The sequence below is a fragment of the Brevundimonas sp. AC546 genome, from assembly GCF_979258305.1.
Map to the genome: position 1 here is coordinate 2,130,598 of NZ_OZ409849.1, position 26,135 is coordinate 2,156,732.

At 65.9% G+C, this 26,135-nt stretch carries 26 protein-coding genes; 17 read left to right on the forward strand and 9 right to left on the reverse strand.

Annotated features, from left to right (window positions below):
- Positions 1-175: 175 nt before the first annotated feature.
- On the forward strand, positions 176-769 hold the full coding sequence (locus ACZZZD_RS10525) for a hypothetical protein (protein WP_463434856.1): 594 nt from the start codon (positions 176-178) through the stop codon (positions 767-769).
- Positions 770-807: 38 nt separating this feature from the next.
- Positions 808-1,668 (forward strand): pirin family protein, encoded by an 861-nt coding sequence (locus ACZZZD_RS10530; RefSeq protein WP_463434858.1) that lies wholly within the window; start codon positions 808-810, stop codon positions 1,666-1,668.
- Positions 1,669-1,738: 70 nt separating this feature from the next.
- Here ACZZZD_RS10530 and ACZZZD_RS10535 read toward each other — a convergent pair whose 3' ends face one another.
- Positions 1,739-2,095 (reverse strand): barstar family protein, encoded by a 357-nt coding sequence (locus ACZZZD_RS10535; RefSeq protein ID WP_463434860.1) that lies wholly within the window; start codon positions 2,093-2,095, stop codon positions 1,739-1,741.
- Positions 2,096-2,279: 184 nt separating this feature from the next.
- Here ACZZZD_RS10535 and alaS point away from each other — a divergent pair, with 184 nt between their 5' ends.
- The gene (gene alaS / locus ACZZZD_RS10540) at positions 2,280-4,925 is read left to right on the forward strand and encodes an alanine--tRNA ligase (protein WP_463434861.1); all 2,646 of its coding nucleotides are present in this window, start codon (positions 2,280-2,282) and stop codon (positions 4,923-4,925) included.
- A gap of 146 nt (positions 4,926-5,071) precedes the next feature.
- Here alaS and ACZZZD_RS10545 read toward each other — a convergent pair whose 3' ends face one another.
- Positions 5,072-5,779: a dienelactone hydrolase family protein gene (locus tag ACZZZD_RS10545; RefSeq protein WP_463434862.1), complete on the reverse strand. Its 708-nt coding sequence runs from the start codon at positions 5,777-5,779 to the stop codon at positions 5,072-5,074.
- A 243-nt stretch (positions 5,780-6,022) separates the two neighbouring features.
- Here ACZZZD_RS10545 and ACZZZD_RS10550 point away from each other — a divergent pair, with 243 nt between their 5' ends.
- Positions 6,023-6,565: a PadR family transcriptional regulator gene (locus tag ACZZZD_RS10550; RefSeq protein ID WP_463434864.1), complete on the forward strand. Its 543-nt coding sequence runs from the start codon at positions 6,023-6,025 to the stop codon at positions 6,563-6,565.
- Positions 6,562-7,365, forward strand: a complete 804-nt coding sequence (locus ACZZZD_RS10555; protein ID WP_463434865.1) for a siderophore-interacting protein — start codon at positions 6,562-6,564, stop codon at positions 7,363-7,365. Before ACZZZD_RS10550 ends, ACZZZD_RS10555 begins: the two co-directional genes overlap by 4 nt.
- A gap of 3 nt (positions 7,366-7,368) precedes the next feature.
- Here the strand turns inward: ACZZZD_RS10555 and ACZZZD_RS10560 are convergent, their stop codons facing one another.
- Together ACZZZD_RS10560 and ACZZZD_RS10565 are read right to left on the reverse strand one after the other, a co-directional pair.
- The gene (locus ACZZZD_RS10560) at positions 7,369-8,007 is read right to left on the reverse strand and encodes an alpha-ketoglutarate-dependent dioxygenase AlkB (RefSeq protein ID WP_463434867.1); all 639 of its coding nucleotides are present in this window, start codon (positions 8,005-8,007) and stop codon (positions 7,369-7,371) included.
- Positions 7,970-8,338, reverse strand: coding sequence for a hypothetical protein (locus ACZZZD_RS10565; protein WP_463434868.1), 369 nt, complete (start codon positions 8,336-8,338; stop codon positions 7,970-7,972). Before ACZZZD_RS10565 ends, ACZZZD_RS10560 begins: the two co-directional genes overlap by 38 nt.
- A 292-nt stretch (positions 8,339-8,630) precedes the next feature.
- Here ACZZZD_RS10565 and dnaK point away from each other — a divergent pair, with 292 nt between their 5' ends.
- The 3 genes from dnaK to dapB all read left to right on the forward strand — a co-directional run bounded on the left by dnaK (position 8,631) and on the right by dapB (position 12,660).
- Entirely contained in the window at positions 8,631-10,538 is a 1,908-nt protein-coding gene (dnaK, locus tag ACZZZD_RS10570) for a molecular chaperone DnaK (RefSeq protein WP_463434869.1), read from the forward strand.
- Positions 10,539-10,711: 173 nt separating this feature from the next.
- Entirely contained in the window at positions 10,712-11,914 is a 1,203-nt protein-coding gene (dnaJ, locus tag ACZZZD_RS10575; protein ID WP_463434871.1) for a molecular chaperone DnaJ, read from the forward strand.
- Positions 11,911-12,660: a 4-hydroxy-tetrahydrodipicolinate reductase gene (gene dapB / locus ACZZZD_RS10580; protein ID WP_463434872.1), complete on the forward strand. Its 750-nt coding sequence runs from the start codon at positions 11,911-11,913 to the stop codon at positions 12,658-12,660. The genes dnaJ and dapB overlap by 4 nt, the downstream gene beginning before the upstream one ends.
- 93 nt (positions 12,661-12,753) lie before the next feature.
- On the opposite strand, the gene dnaQ is transcribed toward dapB, so the two are convergent.
- Genes dnaQ through ACZZZD_RS10605 form a run of 5 tightly spaced genes read right to left on the reverse strand, consistent with a single transcriptional unit; the run spans position 12,754 to position 16,434 of the window.
- The gene (gene dnaQ / locus ACZZZD_RS10585; RefSeq protein ID WP_463434874.1) at positions 12,754-13,476 is read right to left on the reverse strand and encodes a DNA polymerase III subunit epsilon; all 723 of its coding nucleotides are present in this window, start codon (positions 13,474-13,476) and stop codon (positions 12,754-12,756) included.
- A 24-nt stretch (positions 13,477-13,500) separates the two neighbouring features.
- A complete protein-coding gene (coaE, locus tag ACZZZD_RS10590; RefSeq protein ID WP_463434876.1) occupies positions 13,501-14,133 on the reverse strand; it encodes a dephospho-CoA kinase in 633 nt (210 codons plus the stop codon).
- The gene (locus ACZZZD_RS10595; RefSeq protein WP_463434877.1) at positions 14,130-14,975 is read right to left on the reverse strand and encodes a shikimate dehydrogenase family protein; all 846 of its coding nucleotides are present in this window, start codon (positions 14,973-14,975) and stop codon (positions 14,130-14,132) included. The genes coaE and ACZZZD_RS10595 overlap by 4 nt, the downstream gene beginning before the upstream one ends.
- Positions 14,972-15,568, reverse strand: coding sequence for a Maf family protein (locus ACZZZD_RS10600; protein WP_463434878.1), 597 nt, complete (start codon positions 15,566-15,568; stop codon positions 14,972-14,974). Before ACZZZD_RS10600 ends, ACZZZD_RS10595 begins: the two co-directional genes overlap by 4 nt.
- On the reverse strand, positions 15,565-16,434 hold the full coding sequence (locus ACZZZD_RS10605; protein ID WP_463434879.1) for a pyruvate, water dikinase regulatory protein: 870 nt from the start codon (positions 16,432-16,434) through the stop codon (positions 15,565-15,567). The genes ACZZZD_RS10600 and ACZZZD_RS10605 overlap by 4 nt, the downstream gene beginning before the upstream one ends.
- A 450-nt stretch (positions 16,435-16,884) precedes the next feature.
- On the opposite strand from ACZZZD_RS10605, the gene hemE reads away from it, so the two are divergent.
- From hemE to ACZZZD_RS10650, 9 genes are all read left to right on the forward strand, one after another.
- Complete coding sequence (hemE, locus tag ACZZZD_RS10610) at positions 16,885-17,943, forward strand: uroporphyrinogen decarboxylase (protein WP_463434881.1); 1,059 nt, start codon at positions 16,885-16,887, stop codon at positions 17,941-17,943.
- On the forward strand, positions 17,940-19,001 hold the full coding sequence (hemH, locus tag ACZZZD_RS10615) for a ferrochelatase (RefSeq protein ID WP_463434882.1): 1,062 nt from the start codon (positions 17,940-17,942) through the stop codon (positions 18,999-19,001). Before hemE ends, hemH begins: the two co-directional genes overlap by 4 nt.
- A complete protein-coding gene (locus tag ACZZZD_RS10620) occupies positions 18,998-19,465 on the forward strand; it encodes a CopD family protein (protein ID WP_463434884.1) in 468 nt (155 codons plus the stop codon). The genes hemH and ACZZZD_RS10620 overlap by 4 nt, the downstream gene beginning before the upstream one ends.
- A 205-nt stretch (positions 19,466-19,670) precedes the next feature.
- Entirely contained in the window at positions 19,671-21,104 is a 1,434-nt protein-coding gene (gene rho / locus ACZZZD_RS10625) for a transcription termination factor Rho (RefSeq protein WP_463434885.1), read from the forward strand.
- A gap of 48 nt (positions 21,105-21,152) precedes the next feature.
- Positions 21,153-21,380 (forward strand): DUF6489 family protein, encoded by a 228-nt coding sequence (locus ACZZZD_RS10630; protein WP_463434887.1) that lies wholly within the window; start codon positions 21,153-21,155, stop codon positions 21,378-21,380.
- A 36-nt stretch (positions 21,381-21,416) separates the two neighbouring features.
- Positions 21,417-22,724: a tRNA uridine-5-carboxymethylaminomethyl(34) synthesis GTPase MnmE gene (gene mnmE, locus ACZZZD_RS10635; protein ID WP_463434889.1), complete on the forward strand. Its 1,308-nt coding sequence runs from the start codon at positions 21,417-21,419 to the stop codon at positions 22,722-22,724.
- Between the two features lie 82 nt (positions 22,725-22,806).
- Entirely contained in the window at positions 22,807-24,684 is a 1,878-nt protein-coding gene (gene mnmG, locus ACZZZD_RS10640; RefSeq protein ID WP_463434890.1) for a tRNA uridine-5-carboxymethylaminomethyl(34) synthesis enzyme MnmG, read from the forward strand.
- Positions 24,684-25,316, forward strand: a complete 633-nt coding sequence (rsmG, locus tag ACZZZD_RS10645; protein WP_463434892.1) for a 16S rRNA (guanine(527)-N(7))-methyltransferase RsmG — start codon at positions 24,684-24,686, stop codon at positions 25,314-25,316. The genes mnmG and rsmG overlap by 1 nt, the downstream gene beginning before the upstream one ends.
- The gene (locus ACZZZD_RS10650; RefSeq protein ID WP_159847035.1) at positions 25,297-26,118 is read left to right on the forward strand and encodes a ParA family protein; all 822 of its coding nucleotides are present in this window, start codon (positions 25,297-25,299) and stop codon (positions 26,116-26,118) included. The genes rsmG and ACZZZD_RS10650 overlap by 20 nt, the downstream gene beginning before the upstream one ends.
- The last annotated feature ends 17 nt before the right edge of the window (positions 26,119-26,135 follow it).

Consider the following 26,135-nt stretch of genomic DNA (forward strand, 5'->3'; position numbering starts at 1 on the left):
TCGCCGTGTGCGGTTGCGAAGGCTTTTGTGACCCTGGGGGGCCGGTGTCAACGCACAGGGACCAACATCGGCGGATTGTTGCCGTGTGAACGGTTCCATCACGCGGAATCACGTTTCCGTTCGAGCCTGCATCGACGGCTAGGCGCCGCGGGGCGGGATTTGGCAGGGTGTCTTCATGATCCTGTTCGTCCTGATCTCCGTCGTCGCTCTGGAGCCCGCTATTCAGACCACGGGTCTGCTGGACGCCACGCCCGAAACCTATCGGGCGCCGGTCGTCCGTCCGTTCGAGCCGCCCTCGGACTTTGGTCGCGAAGAGGCGCAGGGCGACGCCGCGACCGATCGGCATCGCCGCCCCCTGACCACCCCCGTCGACGTGAACGCCTATGTCGGCAGTTACGAGGTCAGCCCTACTGACGCAGAGATCGCCTATGATCAGGGCGTGGCCCAGGCCCAGATCGACGCGGACGCCCGCAGCGGTCCTCTGGACGGCCGCTGGCGCGTCGTCGGCCACGATGGAAAGCCCCTGCTGTCCCTGGCCCTGACGGATCGCGGCGCAGGGCGAATGATCGAGGGCGCTTGGCGTCGGTTGGACGCCCCGGCCGGGATCGACCAAGGTGGTTTGGCAGGGCCGGCCTCCAGGAGCGCCGACGTCGCCGTCATCCCCCTGTCCGGCGGCGAACTGCGTCTGCAACCCGCCGCCAGGGGCTGGACCGGCGAACTGATCCAGAACGGCCGCGCCCGCCCTGTGACAGTGTCGCGCGCAGGCTGAGGCTCGCCAGAGCCGATCCGCCACCCTATATGTGGCGAATGACCCAGCTCCGTCCCGTTCTTCACCTTCATCCCGCCGTTCGCGATGACATCGGCGATCTGACCACCCGTCGTCCGGTGCCGGGTCCGGGCCTGGACCAGGTCGATCCGTTCCTGTTCCTGAACCACCACGGACCCCAGACCTATGCGCCGGGCAACAATGGCCTGCCGTTCGGCCCCCATCCGCACCGGGGGTTCGAGACCGTCACCTTCATCCTCGACGGCGAGCTGGCCCACAACGATTCCGGCGGCGGGGAGAGCATAATCACGGCAGGCGGCATCCAGTGGATGACCGCCGGCTCGGGCCTGATCCACGCCGAACTGTCGCCGGCCGCCTTCAAGCGCGACGGCGGGCCGATGGAGATCCTGCAGTTGTGGGTGAACCTGCCCTCGCGGCTGAAGATGACCAAGCCGGATTATGTCGGCCTGCAGAAGTCCGACATCCCGACCTTCACCACCGAGGCCGGCGTCACGGTCGAGCCTGTCTCCGGCGAATGGCTGGGCGTCGCAGCCCCGATCCAGTCCCTGATCGACATCCATCTGGCCATCGTCCGCCTGCCCGGTGACGCCAGTTTCGAGACGCCGGTCGCGCCCGGCCGCAATGTCTTCCTCTATGTCGTGAAGGGCGAGATCGCGGTCGCCGGAACCGCCGTGCCGCAATGGACCCTCGCCGCCCTGGGCGACGGCGACGCCGTCCAGATCACGGCCGCGTCGGACGGCGTCGTCCTGCTGGGCCACGCCGACCCCATCGGCGAGCCGGTCTTCAGCCACGGCCCCTTCGTCATGAACACTCGCGAAGAAATCATCCAGGCGGTCCAGGACTACCAGGCCGGCAAGTTCGGCCCGCCGCCGAGGGTCTGAGGTGGCCCTTTTGGTTTCAGGCTCCCTCGAAGTATTGGCTGCGAAACATATACTTTAGAGGGTAAGGCCGTCATCTGGCAGCCGATCTAGATCCGATCAAAAGTAGCGAAATGACAGGCGTCCTGCCCATTTCAATCCGGTTGTAGTTAACGAAAGCCGTGCACTCGATCATTGCCGTGAATTGCTCTGGACATCGCGCGGCGAAGTTGTCGGCGTCGTCGATCCGTAATGTCATTAGATGGCCGGGCTGGACCGCGCGCTGAACCATTTGAGTTTCGGGGTCGTCTGCGTCCGCCATGCAGTCGATCCAGGCATTCATGTTGCGTCCGTAGAACGCCGGAAAGCCAAGGGTCTCCGCGAAGACCGCATGAAAAGTGTCCCAGTCCACGATGTGTTTGCTGGGGATGCTGATGAGCCTGGCGTGCATCCGGCCACTTTACAGCCTTGAGCGACGACCGCTACGCGCCGAAGCACAGAAGGTGCAGACCCGGCAAGCGCCGACGAAGCGTGAAGAACGGGTGTGTCGCCCGTCCAGCCTGGGTGATGCACTCGCCGCCAAAACCCTATATGACGCCGGTTCCTTAGCGACCGCCGAGCCGAAGACACGCCCTATGCCCAGCCTGAACGAGATCCGCGCCACCTACCTCGACTATTTCGCGGCGGACGGCCACGCCAAGGTCCACTCGGCGCCGCTGGTGCCGCAAAACGACCCATCTCTGCTGTTCGTCAATGCGGGCATGGTGCCGTTCAAGGACTATTTCACCGGCGCGTCCAAGCCGCCCTATCCGCGCGCCACGTCGTCGCAGAAATGCGTCCGCGCCGGGGGCAAGCACAACGATCTGGATAATGTCGGCTACACCGCCCGCCACCTGACCTTCTTCGAGATGCTGGGGAACTTCTCCTTTGGCGACTATTTCAAGGAACACGCGATCGATCGGGCGTGGAAGCTGGTCACCCAGGAGTTCGGCCTGGACGCCAAACGCCTGCTGGTCACCGTCTATATCGACGACGATGAGGCCGCCGCGATCTGGAAAAAGGTCACCGGCTTTTCCGACGACAAGATCATCCGCATCGCCGGCTCGGACAACTTCTGGGCCATGGGCGACAGCGGTCCCTGCGGCCCCTGCACCGAGATTTTCTGGGACCATGGCGACAAAATCCCCGGAGGCCCTCCCGGTTCGCCGGACGAGGACGGCGACCGCTACGTCGAGGTCTGGAACAACGTCTTCATGCAGTATGAGAAGGAGAACGATCAGATCGTTCGCAACCTTCCCAAGCCCAGCGTGGACACCGGCATGGGCCTGGAGCGGATGACCACCGTCCTTCAGGGCGTGCATTCGGTGTTCGAGACCGACCTGTTCAAGACCCTGATTGCGGCGTCCGAAGACGCCACCTCGACCAGGTCGGACGGCGAGCGCGCCGCCAGCCACCGGGTCATCGCCGACCACCTGCGCTCCTCCTCCTTCCTGATCGCCGACGGCGTCACCCCGTCGAACGAGGGCCGGGGCTATGTGCTGCGCCGCATCATGCGCCGCGCCATGCGCCACGCCCACCTGCTGGGCGCCGCCGATCCGTTGATGCACCGTCTGGTCCCCACCCTGGTGGCCCAGATGGGCGACGCCTATCCCGAACTGGGCCGCGCCCAGGCCTTCATCGAGGACACGCTGAAGCAGGAAGAGGTCCGCTTCCGCACCACGCTCGGTCGGGGCATGGCCCTGTTCGACACGGCGGTTCAGGGCTTCCGTCCCGGCGACATGCTGGACGGCCAGACGGCCTTCACCCTGTCCGACACCTACGGCTTCCCGCTTGACCTGACCCAGGACGAGGCCCGTCGTCGCGGCTTCTCGGTCAATGTGGACGGTTTCGAAGACGCGATGGCGCAACAGCGCCAGCGGTCGCGCGAACACTGGAAGGGCTCGGGCCAGACCGCCAACACCAACGAATGGCTGGCGATCCGCGACCGCATGGGGCCGACCGTCTTCAACGGCTATGACGCCATAGAGGGTTCGGGCGAGGTCCTGGCCTTGATGAAGGGCGCCGCCCCGGTCGAGACAGCCGAGGCCGGCGACATTGTCGAGGTCCTGTTCGACACCACTCCCTTCTACGCCGAAAGCGGCGGCCAGACCGGCGACCAGGGCACGCTGGAATGGCCGGGCGGCGAGGCGGAAGTTCTCGACGTCAAGAAACACGCCGGCGACCTGCATGTCCTGTCGGCCCAGATCACGGCCGGCACGCTTCAGATCGGCGCCCGCGTCGCCCAACTGGTGGACGCCGACAAGCGTATGACCACACGCGCCAACCACTCCGCCGCCCACCTGCTGCACACGGCCCTGAAGAATGTGCTCGGCCCCGCAGTCGCCCAGAAGGGCCAGCTGGTCGACGCCGAGCGCGCCCGCTTCGACTTCAGCCACGGCGCGCCCGTGACCGAGGACGAGCTGGCCGCCATCGAGGCCGAGGTCAACGCCGTGATCCGCCAGAACGTCCCGGCGGAAACCAAGCTGATGGCCCCGCAGGAGGCCATCGAGGCCGGCGCCATCGCCCTGTTCGGCGAGAAATACGGCGACGAGGTCCGGGTCCTGACGCTTGGCCGTTCGCTGGTCAGCGACAACGCCCCCTATTCGGTCGAACTGTGCGGCGGCACCCATGTGGCCCGCACCGGCGACATCGGACTGTTCAAGGTGATTCAGGAAACCGGCGTCGCCGCCGGCGTCCGCCGCATCGAGGCCCTGACCGGCGAGGCGGCCCGCCTCTATCTGGAAGGTCAGGCCAAGGTCACGCGCAACCTGGCCCGCGACTTCAAGATCCAGACCCAGGACGTCCCCGGCCGGGTCGAGGCCCTGCAAGGCTCGGTGAAGACGCTGGAGAAACAGGTCGCCGAGCTGAAGAAGCAACTGGCGCTTGGCGGCGGCTCCGGCGCATCTGCTGCGCCCGAAGAGATCGGCGGGATCAAGCTGGTGGCCCGCGTCCTGGACGGCGTGGACGGCAAGGGCCTGCGCGGCGTCGCCGAGGATTTCCGCAAACAGGTCGGCACCGGCGTCGTCGCCCTGATCGGTGTGACCGAGGGCAAGGCCGCCGTCACCGTCGCCGTCACCTCGGACCTCACGGACCGGGTCAACGCCGCCGACCTAGCCCGCGCCGCCGTCATCGCCATGGGCGGCCAGGGCGCCGGCGGCAAACCCGACTTCGCCCAGGGCGGCGCCCCCGACGGCTCCAAGGCCGAGGACGGCCTTGCGGCGGTAAGGGCCGCACTGGCCTAATTTCTTAACCCTTCTCCCATCGGGAGAAGGTGGCCGGCAGGACCGGATGAGGGTCGGCCAGTTCGCACCACCTGCCCCTCACCCTTCATGTAACTTCAACTGTTACTTGATGAGACGCACATCAAGACTGGCCTTCCAGATTCTTTTCAGACATGAGGGGCGACGTCGGTCAGGAAGGCGCGGAAGCGGCGCAGGGCCTCTTCGGTCAGCTCCGGATCGTGGCGCATCGGGCCGTTGTTGGTCGGCTCGTCGAACGCATGGGTGCCGATGGCGACCCAGCTCTCGACCTCGGCGCCGCAGTTGCGGATCATGGCGTTGACCTGTTCGGCGTTGCGCTCGGTCGTCAGGTGATCGCGCTTGCAGGTCACGGCCAGCACCTTGGGGCAATGCCGCCAGGGCTTCATCCGGTTGAAGGCGAACGGGCCGATATAGGGATACATCAGCCACACGGCGCGGACGCCCGACAGGTCGGCGTCGGCGGGGTTCGTGACGCCCATGGTGTTGGGCAGCGGCTCTGCGCTCATCATCTCCATGATCGACCAGCCGCCGTGGCTCCAGCCGCCGAGGGTCACTTGCGTTTCGTCCACATCCGGCCGGGCCGAGATTCCCTGGATCGCCGCCAGCACGTCACCGGCCCGCTCGTAGCCCCGGAATGACAGGCCTGTGCAGACCGCCGTCAGGGTGAAGGCGCGTCCCCAGCCGCGCGGGCCGTAGGAATCGATGATGAAGGCCCGCCACCCCGCCGCCTTGGCCGCCGCGGCATAGCGGGGCAGGTGGTCGCGCAGGCCGCCGCAGCCGTGAAACAGCAGCACAGCCGGCCGAGGCTTGTCGTCTTCAGGGCCCACGACGGTCATGTGGGGTTCGAGGCGGGCCCAACGGCTCTTGAGGTCGTCCATTCCCGATTTACGCCGCAGCTTGCGCCCGAACGCCAGCCCCTCTTGCGGATTTCGTCATTCAGATATATCTAAGTTCTCGTGAATAGATATATCGAAAAGGAATCGATCATGAGGTCCAAGGGGATCTTTCAAGGACGCCGCGACGGATGCGGCGAAAAACACGGTCGTCATGGCGGGTTCGGCCATGCTTTCGGCAGAGATATGCGCGGCGGACGCGGCGCCGATTTCGGTCCCGGCTGGGAAGGCGGCGAGGCGCGTGGACGCGGTCACGGCCATGGCCGGCGCGGCGGCGGGCGCCTGTTCGACCACGGCACATTGCGCTGGGTGCTCCTGTCGCTGATCGCCGAAAAGCCCAGCCACGGCTACGAACTGATCAAGGCGGTCGAGACGAGACTGGGCGGCGCCTACTCGCCCAGCCCCGGCGTCATCTACCCCAGCCTGACCCTGCTTGAGGAAATGGGCGCGCTGGAATCCGAGGCGCAGGGCGGCAAGAAACTGTATTCCATCACCGGCCCCGGCCGCGCCCTGCTGGCCGAGAACGAGGACATCCTGCGCGCCGCCGAGGCGACCATGGACAAGTTCGCCGCCCGCGCCCTGCGTCCGACCGCCATCCAGGACGCCATCGGTCGCCTGCGCCACACGATCCACGGCCGTCTGACGGGCGAGACCGCCCTGACCGAGGCCCAGGTCCAGGCCATCGCCGCCATCCTGGCCGAGGCCGCCGACAAGGTGGAACAGGCATGAGCGCCCGCGAAACCCGCCGCGTCCGGCACGAACTGAAGTTCCGCACCCTGACCGTCGCCTCGATCCAGGACCTGACCCCGGCGTATCGCCGCGTGGTCCTGACTGGGGCCGACCTGGCCGGCTTCGTCTCCCTCGGGTTCGACGACCATGTGAAGATCTTTCCGGTCGGCGAGGGTCAGGCGCCGATCCTGCCCACCGCCGGGCCGGACGGTCCGGTCTTTCCCGAGCCGCGCCCTGTCGCCCGTGACTACACCCCTCGCGCCTACGACGAGGGAGGCCGCACGCTGACAGTGGACTTCGTCGTCGGCCACGGCGGTCCGGCGACCGAATGGGCCATGGCGGCGAAGGTCGGCTCCGTCTTGGGCGTCGGCGGACCGCGCGGCTCCTTCATCGTGCCGACCGCTTTCGCCGATCATGTGCTGATCGGAGACGAGACCGCCCTGCCGGCCATCGCCCGACGCCTGGAGGAACTGCCTACCGGCGTCCGCGCCCATGTGGTGGTCGAGGTCGTCGATGCGGGCTCGACATTGACCTTCGACAGCGCCGCCGAGGTCACTGTGACTTGGGCGGTCCGTGACGGCGCCCCGCGCGCGCGGACCGAGACCCTTCTGGACGCGCTCGACGCGGGTTTGGCCGGGATCGACCCGACAGACGCCTACGTTTGGATCGCCGCAGAATCCGCCGTGGCCAAGGCGCTACGCGCGCGGGTGCTCGACCTGGGCTTCTCGCCCAAGTCCATGAAGGCCGCCGGCTACTGGCGCCTGGGCGGCGTCGGCGCCCACGACGTCATCGAGGACTGACGCTCAACCCGCGCAACGCAGCGTCAGGTTCAGCCGCCCACCGCCGGGAATCTGACGCGACGAACCGGCCAGCACGCGGTCGATCCCGTGTCGGGCCAGTCGCGCCGGTCCCGTCAGGGCGCAGACGTCGCCGCTTTCCAGCTTCAAGGTCGTGGTGCGGCCGCCCTCGGCCGCACCGACGCGGAACATGGCCGCGTCGCCGAGCGACACCGAAAGCACCGGCGCGGCCAGATCGGCCTCGTCTCGATCCTGATGCAGGCCCATCTTCGCGCCCTCGCGATACAGATTGACCAGACAGGCGTCCGGCGGCGTTGGCCAGCCGACCGTAGCGTCCCACAGGTCCAGCAGACCCTGCGGGATCGCGGGCCAAGGCTGGGCCGTCTCGGGATGGATCGCCTGATAGCGATAACCGCTTCGATCCGAGACCCAGCCCAACGGCCCGAAATTACTCATCCTCACCGAGAACGGCCGACCGCCCGGCGTCGTCGGGCTATAGAGCGGAGCCTGATCCAGCCGCGCGAACACCTCGGCGACCAGATCGGCCTGCGCCGCCGCATCGAGCGCCCCCGGCCACAGCCGAAAGCCCTCGACGGCGGTCTTCACCTCAGCGGGTGTAGCTGTATTCGCCGATTTCGCAGACATTGATGCGTGAACGGGTCAACTCCTCGCCGTTGGTGAACTCGGCCTTGAAGTCATAGATGCAGGCGCCCGAGCCGTCATCGATATTGATGCGCACGTTCTGCCCGTTCTCCAGCACGTCGTCGCCCAGGATGTCCTCTTCCCAGTCGTCCTGACGCGAGTCCGACGCATAGAAGCGCAGCATGGTCCAGCCGGTGCGGTTCTTGATGGTGACGTGGCGGTCGTAGCCGTCGCGCGACTGAATCGTCGGCGCCGTTGCAGGCGGCGGTGCTGCGGCGGCGGCTCCGACCAGAACGGCGGCGGCGACCGCGGCCTTGAGCATGGTCTTCATCATTGTTTCCTCTCCCTTCCTTGATCGCGATCCCCCTGAGCGCGACGAAAATTCTTATGCCTCACAATCGTGAACCCCGCATCTTCGAATTTCGTCGTTCTGTGAAGGGGGTTGAATCGAAGATCGCCCTTGCAGGCCGGGGGGATTTTCCCATATCGGGGCCAGCTTCGGAGAAACCCCGCGAAACTTGGGGCTATCCAGCCTGATCCACGCCAACCCAACCGGGGGCGGTCACGCGCGGCGCTTCTTCGAAGGCCGCCGCATCGCCCGCTGAACGAGAGAGACTGAAGAACACATGGCCAAGATTATCGGCATCGACCTCGGCACCACCAACTCCTGCGTGGCCGCCATGGACGGCAAGACCCCCAAGGTCATCGAGAACGCCGAGGGCAACCGCACGACCCCGTCGGTCGTGGCGATCCAGGACGGCGCAGAAGTGCTGGTGGGCCAGCCCGCCAAGCGCCAGGCCGTCACCAACCCGTCCAACACCTTCTTCGCCATCAAGCGCCTGATCGGCCGCAGTTTCGATGATCCGGTGGTGGCCAAGGACAAGGGCATGGTGCCCTATGAGATCGTCAAGGGTCCGAACGGCGACGCCTGGGTGCGCGCCTTCGGCAAGGACTATTCCCCCCAGCAGATCTCGGCCTTCATCCTGCAGAAGATGAAGGAATCGGCCGAGGCCTTCCTGGGCGACAAGGTGACGCAAGCCGTCATCACCGTCCCGGCCTATTTCAACGACAGCCAGCGTCAGGCCACCAAGGACGCCGGCAAGATCGCCGGCCTGGAAGTGCTGCGCATCATCAACGAGCCGACTGCGGCTGCGCTCGCCTACGGCCTGGAAAAGAACGAAGGCCAGAAGATCGCCGTCTATGACCTGGGCGGCGGCACCTTCGACGTCTCGGTCTTGGAAATCGGCGACGGCGTCTTCGAAGTGAAGTCGACCAACGGCGACACCTTCCTGGGCGGCGAAGACTTCGACCTGCGCCTGGTCGATTATCTGGCCGACGAGTTCAAGAAAGAACAAAGCGTCGATCTGCGTCAGGACAAGCTGGCCCTGCAGCGGCTGAAGGAAGAGGCCGAAAAGGCCAAGAAGGAGCTGTCGACCACGACCCAGTACGAGGTCAACCTGCCGTTCATCACCATGAACGCGTCCGGTCCTCTGCACCTGAACATCAAGCTGACGCGCGCCAAGCTGGAATCCCTGGTCGATGACCTGGTCCAGCGCACGATCGAGCCGTGCAAGAAGGCTCTGGCCGACGCCGGCCTGAAGGCCTCGGACATCGACGAAGTCGTGCTGGTCGGCGGCATGACCCGCATGCCCAAGGTCGTCGAAGCTGTGAAGGCCTTCTTCGGCAAGGAGCCGCACAAGGGCGTGAACCCTGACGAGGTCGTGGCGCTGGGTGCCGCCGTTCAGGCCGGCGTTCTGCAAGGCGACGTCAAGGACGTGCTGCTGCTGGACGTGACCCCGCTGACCTTGGGCATCGAGACCTTGGGCGGCGTCTTCACGCCCCTGATCGAACGCAATACGACGATCCCGACCAAGAAGAGCCAGACCTTCTCGACCGCCGACGACAACCAGTCGGCCGTGACGATCCGGGTCTTCCAGGGTGAGCGTCCGATGGCGTCGGACAACAAGATGTTGGGTCAGTTCGACTTGATGGGCATCCCGCCGTCGCCGCGCGGCATGCCGCAGATCGAGGTCGCCTTCGACATCGACGCCAACGGCATCGTCAACGTCTCGGCCAAGGACAAGGCCACCAACAAGGAACAGTCGATCCGCATCCAGGCGAACGGCGGCCTTTCGGACGCCGACATCGACAAGATGGTCAAGGAAGCCGAGGCCAACGCCGCCTCCGACAAGATCCGCAAGGATCTGGTCGAGGCCCAGAACGCCGCCGACAGCCTGATCAACTCGACCGAGAAGGCTTTGGCCGAACACGGCGACAAGGTCGGCGCGGACGAGAAGACGGCCATCGAGACCGGCCTGGCCGAGCTGAAGACCGCGCGCGAAGGCACGGACGTCGAAGACATCCGCGCCAAGACCAACACCCTGGTCCAGGCTTCGATGAAGCTGGGCGAGGCCATGTACGCCCAGCAACAGGGCGCGGGCGAAGGTGACGCCGCCCCGGCCGACGACGGCGTGGTGGACGCCGAGTTCGAGGAAGTCTCGGACACGGACGGCGACGACAAGAAGAGCGCCTGATCCGCCACAGTGCGCTGAAATGATACGGCCCCGCTTGTCTTGCGATAGGCGGGGCCTTTTTCTGAAACTTGCATCGTTCGTCCCGGCCCCCATGTCAGCCGGGACACCGTTTTCCTCCAGGGTCCGCAGAGATCCGAGGCGAACGGCAGGGGAAGTATGAGGACGGACGCCCGATGGCGCGTGATTATTACGAGGTTCTGGGCGTCGAACGCACGATCGACGCGCCCGGTCTGAAGGCCGCTTACCGCAAGCTGGCCATGATCCATCACCCCGACCGCAACGGCGGCTCGGAAGAGTCGATGGCCCAGTTCAAGGAAGTGTCCGAGGCCTATACGGTCCTGTCGGACGAGACCAAGCGCGCGGCCTATGACCGGTTCGGCCATGCGGGCGTGAACGGCGGCGGAGGCAACGGCTTTGGCCAGGGCCAGCAGGGCTTCTCGGACATCAACGACATCTTTTCCCAGGTGTTCGGCGATGCGTTCGGAGACGCCTTCGGCGGTCGCCAGCAGGGTCGGGGCCAACAGGGCGGGCCACGCCGCGGCTCGGACCTGCGCTACGATCTGGAGATTACCCTGGAGCAGGCCTACAAGGGCGAGGACGTCGAGATCGACATCCCCTCGACCATGACCTGCGACACCTGCGAGGGATCCGGCGCCAAACCGGGCACCAAGCCCGTCACCTGCACCACCTGCCAGGGCGCCGGTCGCGTGCGCCAGGCCAACGGCTTCTTCCAGGTCGAACGCACCTGCCCCCGCTGCCACGGCCAGGGTCAGATGATCGCCGATCCCTGCACGACCTGCCACGGTCACGGCCAGGTTCGCAAAAACCGCACCCTGAACCTGAAGATCCCGGCCGGCGTGGACGATGGCTCGCGCATTCGCCTGTCGGGCGAGGGCGATGCGGGCCAGCGCGGCGGACCGCGCGGCGATCTGTATGTCTTCCTCTCGGTGACGCCGCACGATCTGTTCGAGCGCGACAACCTGGACCTGCTGGTCACCGTGCCCGTGCCGATGACGGTGGCGGCCCTGGGCGGCGAGATCGATGCGCCCTGCCTGGTGTCGGCCGCCTGCGACGGCAAGTGCAGGGCCGCCGTTACGGTGCTGGCCGGCGCCCAGACCGGCAAGACCGTCCGCATCAAGGGCAAGGGCATGCCCCATCTGAACGGCCGCAACCGGGGCGACCTGGTGGTCGAGCTGTTCGTCGAGACGCCCACTGACCTGACCGCGCGCCAGCGTGAGTTGCTGGAAGAGCTTGCCCTGTCGTTCGGCGAGGGGCAGAACCCTCGCAACTCCAGCTTCGCCGGAAAGGCGAAGCGCTTCTGGGCCGACATCCTGGGCAATCAGGACGCGGACGGATCGAAAGAGACGGCGGCTTGAGCGCAATCTTCCACGCCGGCATTTCCGGCTATCGCGGCCGGATGGGTCGTGCGGTTTCCCAAGTGCTGGACGCCCGCGAGGACGTGGTGGTCGCCGCCCGCTTCGATTGGGGCGAAACCGCCGACCTGTCGCTGTGCGACGTGATCATCGACTTCTCGACGCCCGACGCCTCGGTGTCGCTGGCGCAGAGTGCGGCGGAACGCGGCGGTCCGGCCCTGGTCATCGGCTCCACCGGCTTCACGGCCGAGCAGGAGGCCGAGCTGATGAAGGCCGCCGAGAAGATCGCCATCGTCAAGAGCGGCAACTTCTCGCTGGGCGTGAACATCCTGATCGGCCTGGTCCAGCACGCCGCCCAGCGCCTGGACGCCCAGGACTGGGACATCGAGATCACCGAGGCCCATCACCGCCGCAAGGTGGATTCGCCCTCGGGCACCGCCCTGATGCTGGGCGAAGCCGCCGCCGAGGGTCGGTTCGCCGATCTGGCGGACCTTCAGTCCAAACCCTACGACGGCGTCCAGGGCGAGCGCGAGAACGGCAAGATCGGCTTCTCCTCGATCCGCGCCGGAGGCATCATCGGCGAGCACACGGTGCTATTCGCGTCCGAGGACGAGGTCCTGACCCTCAGCCACTCGGCCATCGACCGTTCCCTGTTCGCACGCGGCGCCGTGGCCGCCGCCGCCTGGGTCCGTACTCGCAAGACCGGCCTCTACGACATGCAGGACGTGCTGGGCTTCCGTCAGGCATAATGCCTGGAGCGCTGACGCGCCGCGCTATGTTCGCTACGCGGTCGCTCACGACTTGAGCGCAAAGTGATCGTGCGGCGGGGTCGTCGGAGAGTTTTAGGCCGCGTTTTCCTGCGCCCGCAGGCCGTAAGCCTCCCACAGCGAGCGATCCTTCAGCGCCTTGGCTAGGAAGGCGACGTGTGCGGCCTGTTCCTCGGGCGTGGAGCGCAGCGCCAGCGGGCGCTGACGCTGGCCGTAGACGGCGGTTTCCAGCGCGCCGCCGGGACCACGGCCGACCGGGCCGGACGACAGGTCCAGCACCCGCTCCTTGCCGCCGCGAAGCTCAAGATAGACTTCCGCCAGCAGGCGGGCGTCGATCAGGGCGCCGTGCAGCGTCCGCTCCACCAGCGACACCTTGTACCGTTTGCACAGGGCGTCCAGCGAGTTGGGCATGCCCGGAAACCGGGTCTGGGCCAGTTTTAGCGTGTCGATCCAGCGCGCCTCGCCGGTGATCGGCCGGCCGCACAGCTTGTACTCATGGTCGATGAAGTTGCGGTCGAAGGCTGCGTTGTGCGCGATCATCTGCGCGTCGCCGATGAACGCGATCAGGTCGTCTGCGATCTCGGCGAACTTCGGCGCGTCCTTGACCTTGTCGTCGGTGATTCCGTGAACCCGGATCGCGTCGGGCGGGATCAGCCGCTCGGGATTGACGAAGCGGTGGAAGGTGCGGCCGGTCGGCAGCAGATCCTGAATCTCGATACAGCCGACCTCGATCAGCCGATCACCCGTCTTGGGGTCGAAGCCGGTAGTCTCGGTATCCAGAACGATTTCGCGCGCCATGTCCCCTTAATGGCGGCATTCGCCTCAGTGCGAAAGACCAGCTGCGCCACGCCGGGGAGATATCCACGACGGGTCCAGGACCGTGGTGACGATCGCCTCCACATCCGCCCGCGCGGCATCAAGACCTCGGCCGGTGTCGATCACGAAATCGGCTCGCGCGCGCTTTTCGGCGTCCGGCATCTGGCGCGCGAGGACGGCGTCGAACCGTTCGCGCGTCATGCCGGGACGGGCCAGGACACGCTTGGCCTGGATCGCGGCGTCGGCGGTGACGACGACCACCGCATTGACCGCCTTGTCGCCCCCGGTCTCGAACAGCAGGGGGATGTCGAGGACCGCCAGCCGGGTTCCCGCAGCGCGCGCCGCCTCAAGATCCTCCGCCCGGCCTTGGGCGACTAGCGGATGGACGATGGCCTCCAGCCGGCGAAAGGCGGTCTCGTCGCGGCCCAAAGCTTGCGCCAGTCGCGTGCGGTCCACCGCGCCATCCACGACCACGCCGGGAAAGGCCTCTCCCACGGGCTCGACCGCTGCGCCGCCAGCCGCGTAGAGGCGGTGAACGGCGTCGTCGGCGTTCCAGACGACCGCGCCCAGATCGGCGAACATGGCCGTCGTCGTCGACTTGCCCATGCCGATGGAGCCGGTGAGACCGAGCAGGATCATGCCATCTCGCCCAGATGGCTCATCAGCAGGGCGCGCAGGTCCAGCGGCGGCGGCGGACGGCGGAACAGGGCCTGGAACGACGGCGCCGCCTGGCCGATCAGCATGGCCAGTCCATCCACAGTCGGCAATCCGCGCGCCCGCGCCGTCGTCAGGAAGGGCGTGGCCAGCGGCTTGTAGGTCATGTCCATCACCACCGTGCCCGGCGCGATCAGGTCGAAATCGATCTGCGGCGAAGCGCTGAGCGCATTGATGATCAGAACCGCGCCATCAAAGGCGTCGCCCGCCGCCATGACCCGCACCGACGGACCGAGATCGGCAGCCAGGGCCAGGGCCCGTTCCGGCGACCGATTGACGATGCGTACCTCAGCACCCGCTTCGACCAAGGCGCCCGACCCGGCACGCGCCGCGCCCCCGGCGCCCAGCATGACCACCGGCCGGCCGGCGACGTCCAGTTCCGGCGCCTGTTCCTTCAGGCCTCGCATCAGGCCAATGCCGTCGGAGCTGTCGGCCGAGACGCGGCCGTCGTCGAAGGTCAAAATATTGGCCGAAGAGGTGAGTCCCGCCGCCGCTGTCGCCGTGTCGGCCAAAGCGAACGCCTGTTCCTTGAAAGGCGCGGTGACGTTCAGGCCCATAATCAGGCCCGCGCGTCCCGCCGCGACCAGGGCCTCGAACCCGGCTGCATCGGCGGGGGCGAAGGGGACATAGGCGCCGTCGATGTCGCCTGCCGCCAGCCAGGCGTTGTGGATCACGGGGCTGAGCGAATGGGCCACCGGATTGCCGGCGATCCCGGCGACCATGGCGGGGCCGGTGATACGAGACGTGCCGACGCGATGCGTAGTCATGCCGCCAGCACTCCCGCCCGCCGCAGTTCGGCCAGCACAGGCCACAGGGGCAGGCCCAGGACTGTGAAATAGTCGCCGTCCACCGCCTCGAACAGCTGCGACCCCAGTCCCTCCAGCCGATAGGATCCGACGCAGGACAACAGGGCCTCGCCTTCCGCCGCCAGATAGGCGTCGAGGAAGGCGTCGGAGAAGTCCCTCATTCGCATTTCGACCGTATCGACGCCGGACCAGACGATCTGGCCCTTCGTCGCCAGGGCGGCGCCGGAATGGAGCTGGTGCGACTTGCCGCGCATGGACTTCAGCCGGTCGCGCGCGGCGTCCAGCGACTTGGCCTTGGACACCAGACCGCCATCGAAGGACAGGGTCTGGTCCGAGCCCAGCACCCAGGCGGTTTCGTCATCGCGCGACACGGCCAGAGCCTTGGCTTCGGCGAGACGCACCGCCAGGGCCGCCGCATCCAGATCGCCGGACACGACCTTGATCGCGTCTTCGTCCACATTGGCGACGCGCACCTCAAAGGCGACGCCGGCGTTTTCCAGCATGGCGCGACGGGCGGCGCTCTTGGACGCGAGGATCAGATTTTCCGATTTCACCAGGTCGTCCCGATCTTGTGGTTGCGATGCTCGCTAAGCAGGTTGGTGATCGCCGCCGCCGTCTCTTCGACCGAACGGCGGGTCACGTCGATGGTCGGCCAACCGCGCCGTTCGAAGGCCCGTCGCGCCTTGATCGTCTCGTCGCGCACGGCGTCCTGATCCGTGTAGTTGGACGACTGGTTGGCGTTCAGATTGTCGATGCGGTTGCGGCGGATCTGCACCAGCCGGTCGGGCGACACCGTCAGGCCGATCACCAACGGCTTCTTCAGCTTGGTCAGCCGTTCGCCATCTTCCTGGCCCGGCACCAGCGGCACGTTCGCCGCCCGAATGCCTCGGTGCGCCAGATAGATGCAGGTCGGGGTCTTGGAGGTCCGACTGACCCCGCACAGCACCACGTCCGCGCCTTCCAGCTGGTCCAGCGACCCCTGGCCGTCGTCATAGGCCATGGCGAAGTCCAGCGCCGCGATCCGGTTGAAATAGTCGTGGTCCAGGGCGTGCTGGGCGCCAACGCGCGTGGACAGGGCGGCGCCGAGATAGCGCGACATGGCGCCGACCAAGGGATCCAGAGCGCCGATCTGCGGCATATCGAGCCGACGACAGCCTTCCTCCAGCTGTTCGCGCAGCTCACGGTCCACAAGCGTGTGCAGCACCACGCCCGGCGCGGCCTCCACCTCCAGCAGCACCCGGTCCATCTGCTTGTCGGATCGGACAAGGGCGTAGATGTGCTCGATGGGGATGACGCCGTCGAAGCGGGCCGTCACCGCCTTGGCCATGGCGTTCAGCGTCTCGCCGGTGGAATCCGACACCAGATGCACATGGAAATAGGTGGCCAGACGGGCCGGTCCCGAAGGTCTCGCAGGGCTCATGGGACTGTCTGTCTCCCTGTTGAAAGTTAGGGGACGGCGTTGGACCGTCGGGGCGCCGTTTTCCTTAGCCGCTCCTCGCCCGACCCGCGAGCGGGGATGACGGTGGATGGCGATGCCCGTCCGATGGCGGATCATCCCAAGGCGGAAAACCGGTTTCTCCATCGCTGTGGAAAATCCTAACGAAGGGTTAACGCCACTTAACCGTGCTCACAGCCTCAAGTCCCCGCAAACCCTTGCCGGTTAAGATTTCGTTAGGGATTGTCCACCGGCGGGATTGTCGCCCATGGCGTCCCCGTTGAGGATGCGCGGGGCGTGGATATCCGCTTTTGGTCCGCCGACTGCCCTGAAGTCATCCCCGCCATTCCACCGCCCTACCTGCCACTTCGAATCTTTTAATTCTTAATCTGATTAGGGATTGAGAGCGGGGGGCTGTGACCTTAATCGTCCGGCATGACCGATCCGACCCAGAACGCCGATCAGACGCCCTTGATGATCCGGGCTCTCCGAGGAGAGACGTTGGAGCGTCCGCCGGTCTGGTTCATGCGTCAGGCGGGACGTTACCTGCCGGAGTATCGACGCCTGCGGGCCGAGGCGCCCGACTTCATCGCTTTCTGCTTGAATCCCGAGATGGCGGCAGAGGCTACGCTGCAGCCGATGCGACGGTTCGGCTTCGATGCGGCCATCGTCTTCGCCGACATTCTGTTGATCCCCCGCGCCCTGGGCCAAGACGTCTGGTTCGAGACGGGCGAGGGGCCAAGGCTCGGCGAGATGCCCATTCCCGGCCGGATGGCGGAACTGGCGGCGGGGGCGGGCGAGTACCTGTCGTCTGTGGGCGAGACCCTGTCGATCGTGCGCGCGGCGCTGGAGCCTGAGCGCACCCTGATCGGGTTCGCCGGCGCGCCCTGGACCGTGGCGACCTATATGCTGGACGGCGAACACCGCACCATCGGCAAGGGCGAGCGCGCCCAGGCTCGGACCTACGCCTATGCCGATCCCAAACGCGTGGACGAGACGCTGGAGGTGCTGGTCGAAGCCACGGCGCGGTATCTGAAGATGCAGGCTGACGCCGGCGCCCAGGTGCTTAAGATCTTCGAGAGCTGGGCTGAGGGCCTGCCGGACGACCTGTTCGAAAGACTGGTCCTGAAGCCTCACCAGGCGCTTGTCAGGCGCACGCGGGAGCTGGGCGTCACCGTGCCCCTGATCGGCTTCCCACGGGGCTCTGCGGCGCTTGCAGAACGGTATGCGCAGGAGGTCGAGGTCGACGCCGTCGCTCTGGACACCGCCTGCCCTCTGGAGGTCGGTAAACGGGTGCAGCAGATCAAGCCGATCCAGGGCGCGCTGGACCCGCTGTTGCTGCGCGCCGGCGGCGGCCTGCTGGACCGCCGCGTCGATCAGTTGATGGAGGCCTGGGGGCAGGGGCCGTGGATCTTCAACCTGGGCCATGGCATCCTGCCGGACGTGCCTATCGATCACGTCGAACAGGTTCTGAAACGGATCGGCGCCCAATGACGGCGCCGGGATCAGGCCGTCGCATCGCGGTGGTGCTGTTCAATCTGGGCGGACCGGATGACCAGGCCTCGGTCAAGCCGTTCCTGTTCAACCTGTTCAACGACCCTGCGATCATCGGCCTTCCGGGGATCGTGCGCACGTCCTTGGCCAAGCTGATCTCCAGTCGGCGCGAGACCAGCGCCCAGGCCAACTACGCCCTGATGGGCGGGGGTTCTCCCCTGCTGCCGGAAACCCGTCGTCAGGCCCAGGCGCTAGAGACGGTGTTGGGCACCCGGCTGTTCGAGGATGAGGTGCGGGTCTTCATCGCCATGCGATACTGGAATCCACTAACCGAAGAGACGGCGACGGAGGTCGCCGCCTTCGGGCCGGACGAGGTGGTGTTGCTGCCGCTATATCCGCAGTTTTCGACCACGACGACGCAGTCTTCCCTTAAGGCCTGGAACGCGGCCTACACCGGCTCGGGCGTCAGCCGCGCCATCTGCTGCTATCCGGCCGCGACGGGATGGGTCGAGGCCCAGGCCCAGACCATAGGCGAGAAGCTGGACGAGGCTGTGGGCCAGCCGGTGCGCGTGCTGTTCTCCGCCCACGGCATTCCCGAGAAACTGGTAAGCGGCAAGGGCGACCCCTATCAGGAACAGATCGAGACGACCGTCGCCGCCGTCGTCGCCGCGATCGAGGCCCAACGCGGGCTGATCGACCACGCCATCTGTTATCAAAGCCGCGTCGGACCGATGAAGTGGCTGGGACCGTCCACGCCTGACGCCATCGAACAGGCCGCCAGCGACGGCGTCGGTGTCGTCGTCACCCCCATCGCCTTCGTCTCCGAACATATCGAGACCCTGGTCGAGCTGGATATCGAATACGGGGAACTGGCCCGTGAAAAAGGGGCCAGTCCCTATCTGCGGGCGCCGGCGGTTGGGATCGAACCCCTGTTCATCGACGCCCTGGCCGATGCGGCGGTGAGCGCCCTGTCCCGCACCGGCGTCGCGCCGTTTGGACAGGGCTGCAAGGCGGACTGGAAGGCCTGTCCGCATCGCCATGGGAGACAGGCGGCATGAATACCTACGATCTGGCGCGCGGCCTGCACATCCTGGCCGTCATCGCCTGGATGGCCGGCCTGCTGTTCCTGCCCCGGCTCTACGCCTATGACGCCGAGCAGAACGCCAAACCCGAACCATTGAAAAGCGAGATGCAGACCCTGTTGCGCCAGTGGCAGACGCGGCTGCTGCGCATCATCCTGAACCCGGCGATGATCCTGGCCTGGGTATTCGGCCTATGGCTCATCCACATCGACGTTTCGGCGCGCGGAGCGGCTTTCCTGGTCGAACCCTGGATGATCGCCAAACTGTCCGGCGTCTTCCTGCTCAGCGGCTGGCACGGCTTCCTCGCTGCGCAACGCAAGAAGATCGCCGCCGGCACGTCGAAATATTCCGGCAAGTTCTGGCGCATGACCAACGAGGTTCCGTTCGTCCTGGCCATCATCATGGTGCTGTCGGTGACGACGGAATGGACATTCGGATAAGCGGCTCCGCTTGACCTGACCTTTCGGCTGTGGTTCCGCTGGCGGTGAACCGTTCGGTCCCTGGTCGGCGGTCCCTCTCTTTTCGCGACGCCTGCAGGTTTTGACCAGCGGGAGCCCGTCGCGCCTCCCTTCGGCCTCACGGCCAGACATTTTCAGAGACCCGCGCCGCAGCCGTTGTCGCTGTGCGCGCCCGCGAGCCTGCATCATGACCGACGTCCGCGACACCAATCCCGACACCCCCGAGAACGAAGGCGTGGAGGCGCAAGCCCCGACCCATCACGGCGCCGAGCACGAAGCCGGAGAAGCCGCCGGCGCGGATTCCGGCGTCGACACCACGGCCGATGACGAGGAGGACGGCGAGCCCGTCGTCGCCAACGGCCGCATCACCCTGGCCGAGCTGAACGAGAAGACGCCGGCCGACCTGGTCGCCTTCGCCGAACAGCTGGAGGTCGAGAACGCCTCCAATCTGCGCAAACAGGATCTGCTGTTCGCTATCCTCAAGGCCTTGGCCGACGAGGAAGTCGAGATCATCGCCGACGGCGTGCTGGAAATCCTGCCCGACGGTTTCGGCTTCCTGCGCAGCTCGGACGCCAACTATCTGCCGGGTCCTGACGACGTCTATGTCTCGCCGTCGCAGATTCGCCGTTTCGGCTTGCGTTCGGGCGACACCGTCCACGGCGCCGTGCGGGCGCCGCGCGAAGGCGAGCGTTACTTCGCCCTGCTTAAGGTCGATACGATCAATCTCGAAGACCCTGAGATGGTCAAGACCAAGGTCCTGTTCGACAACCTGACGCCGCTGTATCCCGAAGAGCGGCTGCACATGGAAATCCAGGATCCGACGCTGAAGGATCGTTCGGGCCGGGTCATCGACATCGTCGCCCCCTTGGGCAAGGGCCAGCGCTGCCTGATCGTGGCGCCGCCGCGCGTCGGCAAGACGGTGATGCTGCAGAACATCGCCAAGTCGATCGAGAAGAACCACCCGGAAGTGATCCTGATCGTCCTGCTGATCGACGAACGGCCGGAAGAAGTGACGGACATGCAGCGCACCGTGAAGGGCGAGGTCGTGGCCTCGACCTTCGACGAACCGGCGACCCGCCACGTCGCCGTCGCCGAGATGGTGATCGAAAAGGCCAAGCGTCTGGTCGAGCACAAGAAGGACGTGGTGATCCTGCTGGACTCCATCACCCGCCTGGGCCGCGCCTACAACGCCACCGTCCCGTCATCGGGCAAGGTGCTGACCGGCGGCGTCGACGCCAACGCTCTGCAGCGGCCGAAGCGCTTCTTTGGCGCCGCGCGGAATGTGGAGCAGGGCGGGTCTCTGACCATCATCGCCACCGCCCTGATCGACACCGGCAGCCGCATGGACGAGGTGATCTTCGAAGAGTTCAAGGGCACCGGCAACTCGGAAATCGTGCTGGACCGCAAGGTCGCCGACAAGCGCATCTTCCCCGCCATCGACGTGCTGAAGTCCGGCACCCGCAAGGAAGACCTGATCACGCCGAAGGATCAGCTGGCCAAGACCTATGTCCTGCGCCGTATCCTGAACCCGATGGGTCCGCAGGACGCGATCGAATTCCTGCTCGACAAGCTGCGCCAATCGAAGAACAACTCGGACTTCTTCCAGTCGATGAACACCTGATCTGCCGCAATCGAAGGCGGCGTTTCACGTGAAACAGGAGACGGTTCGATGAAGGTTCAGGTCGAAGTGGATTGCACCCCGGCGGAGGCGCGCGCCTTCCTGGGGCTGCCCGATGTGACGCCGCTCAACGACGCGATGGTCGCCGAGATGCAGAAGCGGATGGAGACCAATGTCGCCGCCATGCAGCCCGAAGAACTGATGAAGACCTGGACCAGTTTCGGCCTGCAGGCGCAGGATCAGTTCCGCCGTTTGATGGAAGCGGCCGTCAAACCATGACCCCACCGTCTCCTCCCCCATCGGGGGAGGATTGCAATGACTGACACCATCTTCGCCCTCGCGACCCCGCCCGGCCGAGGAGCCATCGCCGTCATCCGTCTGTCGGGGCCGGCGGTCGAAAAGATCCTTACGGCCATCGGCGCGACCAGGCTGAAACCGCGCATGGCGGCGGTTCGCGATCTGGCCCTGGCCGGCGACCACATCGACCAAGCTCTTGTCCTGCGCTTTGTGGCTCCGAACTCCTACACCGGTGAGGACTCCGCCGAACTGCATCTGCACGGCGGGCGCGCCGTGGTCGAGGCAACCAGCCAGGCCTTGATCAAGCTCGGCGTGCGTCCGGCCGAACCCGGCGAGTTCACGCGCCGCGCCTTTCAGAACGGTCGCATGGATCTGGCCCAAGCCGAGGCCGTCGCCGACCTGATCGACGCCGAGACCAGCGCCCAGGCCAGGCAGGCCTTGGGGCAGCTAGACGGAAAACTGAGCGAGACCTACGCCGGTTTCCGCCGCGACCTGCTTCACGCCCTGGCGCTGGTCGAGGCGGAGATCGACTTTCCCGACGAGGAGGTGCCTGACAATCTCGCTCGCACCGCCGGCCCGGTGCTGGATCGTCTCGCCGATGATCTAGGACGCGCGGCCGACACAGGGAGGCGCGGAGAACGGGTGCGGGACGGCTATCGTATCGTCCTGATCGGCGAGACGAACGCCGGCAAGTCGTCGCTGTTCAACGCCTTAGTCGCACGAGAGGCGGCCATCGTGACGCCGATCGCCGGCACCACCCGCGATGTGCTCGACGCCGATCTGGTGATCGGCGGTTATGCCGTGACCCTGTCGGACACGGCAGGGCTGAGAGAAAGCGACGATCCAGTCGAGGCCGAAGGCGTTCGCCGCGCTCGCCTTCGGGCGGAACAGGCGGACCTTCGTTTGTGGGTTCGCTCACCCGGCGATCCTGACGGAGTGGCGGCTGACTATGCTCAGCCGGGTGACCTGGTGGTCGCCAACAAGTCGGACCTTGGCGTCATCAGCACAGCAAGCAGTTTGGAGGTTCTGTCTGTCAGCACTGAAAACGGACAGGGCTTGCCAGCGCTTCATGACTGGATCGCCGCGCGACTTTCCACTGATCTGGCCGGCGCGGATTTTCCGGCAATCACGCGGGAGCGTCACAGGCTGAGACTGACCGAGGCGCTGTCGGCGGTGATTGCTGCGCGAGGCGCCTTGGATATTGCACCAGAAATGGCGGGCGACGATCTGCGCCGGGCGGCCGACGCCTTGGCGCGGGTCACCGGCGCCATCGGGGTCGAGGACATACTCGGTCAGGTTTTTTCGACCTTCTGCATCGGAAAGTAATACCGATGTTCCACGTGAAACATCGGCGGTCCGCCTAAGGCTTAAGGTGGCGAAGTCGAGCCAATTGGACTATGTGCCGCGCATGAGTTCTCCCACCGATCTCCTCTTCGACGTCGTCATCATCGGCGGCGGCCACGCCGGCTGTGAGGCTGCTGCGGCCTCTGCGCGGGCGGGCGCTCGCACCGTACTGCTGACCCAGAAGCTGGAAACCATCGGCGAGATGTCGTGCAACCCGGCCATCGGCGGCTTGGGCAAGGGGCACCTGGTGCGCGAGATCGACGCGATGGACGGGATCATGGGGCGGCTGGCAGACGTGTCGGGCATTCAGTTCCGCCTGTTGAACCGGTCCAAGGGCGCGGCCGTGCGCGGTCCGCGCAGTCAGATCGACAGACGTCTTTATCGCGAGGCCATGCAGGCCGAACTGAAGGCGACACCGAATCTGACCCTGATGGCCGGCACGGCCGAAAGCCTGATCCTGGAGGGCGACCGCGTGGTCGGGGTGAAGACGGGCGCGGGCGAGACGGTTCTGGCTGTGGCTGTCGTGCTAACGACCGGCACCTTCCTGAACGGCGTCATTCATCGTGGCGACGAGCGCATCCCTGCTGGGCGCCATGGGGAGGATCCATCGACCGGCTTGGCCGCCGATCTGCATGCCGCCGACCTGATGATGGGCCGACTGAAAACCGGCACCCCCGCACGGCTGGACGGCCGCACCATCGCCTGGGACCGCTTGGAGATGCAGCAGGCGGACGAAAATCCGTCGGCCTTTTCCTTCCTGACCGACAAGATCACTGTGCCGCAGATCGCCTGCGGCGTGACGCACACGACGGGAGAAACACACCGGATCATCGCCGAAAATCTCGGCGAAAGCGCCGTCTATGGGGGCAAGCTATCGGGGAGGGGACCGCGCTATTGCCCGTCGATCGAGGACAAGGTGGTGCGGTTCGCCGACAAGACGAGCCACCAAATCTTCCTCGAACCCGAAGGCCTGGATGATCCGACCGTCTATCCCAACGGCATTTCGACTTCTGTGTCGGAGCCGACCCAGCTTGCCTTCCTGCGGACGATCCCCGGTCTCGAAGCCGTGGAGGTGTTCCGTTACGGCTATGCCATCGAATACGACTATGTCGATCCGCGCGAGCTGAGCCCGGCGCTGGAGGTCAAGAAGCGGCCTGGTCTCTATCTGGCCGGCCAGATCAACGGCACGACCGGATATGAAGAGGCCGCCGCCCAAGGCCTGATGGCGGGGCTGAACGCGGCCCGCGCTTCGGCAGGACAAGGGGCGGTCATCCTGGGGCGCGACCAAGCCTATATCGGCGTGATGATCGACGATTTGGTGACGCGGGGGGTGACTGAGCCCTATCGAATGTTCACCAGCCGGGCGGAATATCGTCTGACCCTGCGGTCGGACAACGCCGATCAGCGTCTGACGCCGCTGGCGATCGAACTGGGAATCGTGGGCGACGGACGTCGGACGCGTTTCCACGCCAAGTCGGCGGAGCTGGCTAAGGCGAGCGCCGTTTCACGTGAAACACTGTTCACCCCCAACGAAGCCGGAGCGTTAGGGATCACCGTGAATGCGGATGGGCGTCGTCGGTCGATGCGTGAACTTCTGGCCTTCCCCGATGTCACTCTGGATCACTTCATTGCCGCTTGTCCGTCCATCGCGGACTGGAGCGCTGAAGTTCGCGAGCAGGTCGAGATCGACGCGGGATATGCCAACTACCTTGATCGGCAAACGCTCGACGCTGAGGCCTTGCGGACGGAGGAGGGGATGATGCTGCCCGCCGATCTCGACTATGCGGCCATCGGGGGTTTGTCGAACGAGGTGAAGGAGAAACTGACGCGCGTCCAGCCCCGCACTCTGGGTCAGGCCGGGCGGATCGAGGGTATGACACCCGGCGCTCTGACGGCGCTGCTCGCCCATGCGAAGAAGCCCAAAGCCTCGGTCACCGCCTGATGCTCGAGACGGAGAAGGCCGCCTTCGAGGCCAAGATCGGTGCGACGCCGCAGCAGATGGCGGACCTTGAGGCTTTTCGTCTTCGTCTCGGCGACGCCAACTCGGTGATGAACTTAGTCGGTCCCGACAGCCTGCCGGACTTTTGGAACCGGCATGTCTGGGACAGTGCGCAATTGCTGGCCCATGCGCCTGACGCGCGAGCCTGGGCCGATCTGGGAGCCGGCGCCGGGTTTCCGGGCGTGGTGTTGGCGATCCTGATGAAAGGGCGGGAGGGGGCGCATGTCTGGCTGATCGACAGTCTGGGCAAGCGGTGCCGATTCCTTCAGGAGATGGTCGATGCGCTGGGTTTGCCCGCGACCGTCATCATTGGTCGCGCTGAGGAACAGGAAGTGGTGTGCGACATCGTCACCGCGCGGGCTGTGGCGCCGATGGAGAAACTGCTGGGTTATGCACAGCCCTACTTCCAAAGGGGTGCACAAGGTCTGTTCCTCAAGGGGGAGAGGGCCGAATCGGAGTTGATCGAGGCGCGGAAATCCTGGCATTTCGAAGCTGAACTGGCCCCGTCGCAAAGCGACGTGCGCGGCCGCATCGTGACAATCCGGAGTCTCCGACGTGCCCGCACAAAGCGCTAGAAAGAGGCCTGCCCGCGTCCTGGCGGTGTCGAACCAGAAGGGTGGGGTGGGCAAGACCACGACCGCCATCAATCTGGGCACAGCCTTGGCCGCCATCGGCGAGCGCGTGCTGATCGTCGACATGGACCCGCAGGGCAATGCCTCCACCGGTCTGGGTGTTCCACGTGAAACACGTCGGGTCACCATCTATGACGTGGTGGTGGATCAGCGGTCCATCGACGATGCCGCTGTCCAGACGACGGTGCCGGGCCTATGGATCGTGCCCGCCGACGCGGACATGTCGGGCGTTGAGATCGAACTGAGCCAGGCGGATCGACGGTCCTATCGACTGCGTGACGCCCTGCGGGCGCACGATGATGGCCCTACCGCGTATGACTATGTGCTGATCGACTGCCCGCCGTCGTTGAACCTGCTGACGCTGAACGCTATGGCGGCGGCGGATGCGGTTCTGGTGCCGCTGCAGTGTGAATTCTTCGCCCTGGAGGGCCTGAGCCAGCTGATGCGGACTATCGACATGGTCAAGCACAGCCTCAATCCGTCGCTGGAAATCCAGGGCCTAGTCCTGACCATGTATGATCGCCGCAGCGCCCTGTCGGGGCAGGTGGCCAACGATGTGCGCGCCCACTTCGGCGACAAGGTCTATGAGAGCGTCATCCCCCGCAACGTCCGCGTCGCCGAGGCGCCGTCGTTCGGCAAGCCGGCCCTGATCTATGATCTGAAATGCGCCGGCAGCCAGGCCTATCTGCGCCTGGCCAAGGAAGTGGTGAAGCGCGAACGTCAGCGCTTGAAGTTGGCCGCCTGAGTTTTATTGGAAACGGA